Annotated in this window: 3 protein-coding genes; all 3 read left to right on the top strand. The window is 53.8% G+C overall.

Features of this window, described 5'->3' with window-relative positions; translation table 11 throughout:
• Positions 1-376 (top strand): LysR substrate-binding domain-containing protein (locus AC2VLY_RS17095; protein WP_486922706.1); only part of this gene is annotated, 376 nt, incomplete at its 5' end.
• A gap of 91 nt (positions 377-467) precedes the next feature.
• Positions 468-836, top strand: coding sequence for a hypothetical protein (locus AC2VLY_RS17090; RefSeq protein ID WP_193650424.1), 369 nt, complete (start codon positions 468-470; stop codon positions 834-836).
• A 91-nt stretch (positions 837-927) separates the two neighbouring features.
• Entirely contained in the window at positions 928-1,473 is a 546-nt protein-coding gene (locus AC2VLY_RS17085; protein WP_193650423.1) for a Slp family lipoprotein, read from the top strand.
• Positions 1,474-1,599 lie beyond the last annotated feature (126 nt).

Raw genomic sequence — 1,599 nt, 5'->3', positions numbered from 1 at the left:
GCAACCCGACGATCTGGTAAAATTACCGAGCATGGGTCTGGGAAGCCTCCAGCAAAATCATCATTGGGAGTTGTCCGGACCGCAAAATGCCGTCGTCATCCGGACGCATCAGCCCCGCTTCGTCACTACGGACATGATTGCCCTGCGGGATGCAGCCATAGCCGGGGTGGGAGTTGTCCAGCTGCCGCTACTGATGGTGCGCGAAGCTTTGGCGACAGGCACTTTGATGCGCATATTGCCCGCGTGGGCCCCACATCCGGAGCTTATCCACGCCGTATTTCCTTCGCGACGGGGATTGCTCCCTGCCGTACGCGCCCTGATAGATTTTCTCGCAGCGCGTTTTGCCGAACTGCAGGAAGACATTCCTCATTTTTAGTCGACGCCATTGCAATTGGAGCCAACTTTTGGCTCGGGATATGGTCAGATGGGGTATACTGTTCAGGAAGAATCCACATGGAGGAGCCGTCATGCCCATGGTCAATATCATGAGTATCATTGGAGTCATCATTGCACTGGGCATCCTTGCCTTTCTGGTCCTGGCACTGGTTTATCTGATTTCACCGCAAAAACTGGACAGCTTTCTGCGCGGAATCGGCGTTCATCGCGGCATCGGCGTATTCACCGCTAAAAATGTGTTTATGGTGTTGTCACGACTGGCCGGAGTCATGATTCTCCTCGGTGTGCTGACCATTGCCATGGTTTTGTTTCAGTCCTGGCCCAGAGGATGGCTGATCCCGGCTGCGCAGGAACTGGTCATGGCTGTCATTCTGTTTGCTGTCAGCTACTGGGGGAGTCGGAGCAAAACCCATGACGGTAGACCGGGAACTTCCCGTTAAGCTAAAATTCAAGGGCTTGGACTGGCTTTGAACCAATCCAGGATCGTGTCGGTCAATATGCGGGTCAGTCTCATTTTTGCGGAGCAAAATCATGACGAAGCAACGCCTGGCTTTCTGGACCACCCTGATCAGTGCCGCCTGCCTTTCCGGTTGCGCCACGGTCACTCCGGTCAGCGGTACTTTTCCGAATATTACCCCTGCCGCCGCCCAAAGCGGTAACTACAATGGTCATCAGGTGCGCTGGGGTGGGAAAATCATTGAAACCCGACCTGAAACCCAACAAACCTGCTTCACCGTGCTGGGTGAGCCCCTGCATAATAATGGCAGGCCCCAGTCGGAAGAAGGTGAGGCGCATATTGGCCGCTTTGTGGCCTGTGCACCCGGTTTTTATGATCCCATGCTTTATCGACCCGACCGTGAGGTCACTTTTATCGGAATGATTACCGGCACTGAGCACCATGATGTGGGTCAATTCAGTTATACCTATCCCAAACTGGCAGCGAGTACCGTGTATTTGTGGCCTATAGAACCGCCCCGTGCACAGGTGGAGCAACAGGTTTTTGTTGGCACCGGCTTTGGTTTCTTTCCCGGATGGTACGGACCCGGTTGGGGATATTGGCCTCGGGGTCGGTGGTAAGCCTCTTCTTTGTAACATAAAGGAAAACAGGATGCTGAAAAGAGCTTTACTGATATTACTGTGCAGCACCTCGCCGTTTATCTTTCAAAGTGCATGGGCGGCAGGTTCCGGCGACTGCAGCATTTC

The organism is Acidithiobacillus sp. TH-A36 (assembly GCF_057473445.1).
This window is presented reverse-complemented; position numbering and strand designations above follow the sequence as displayed.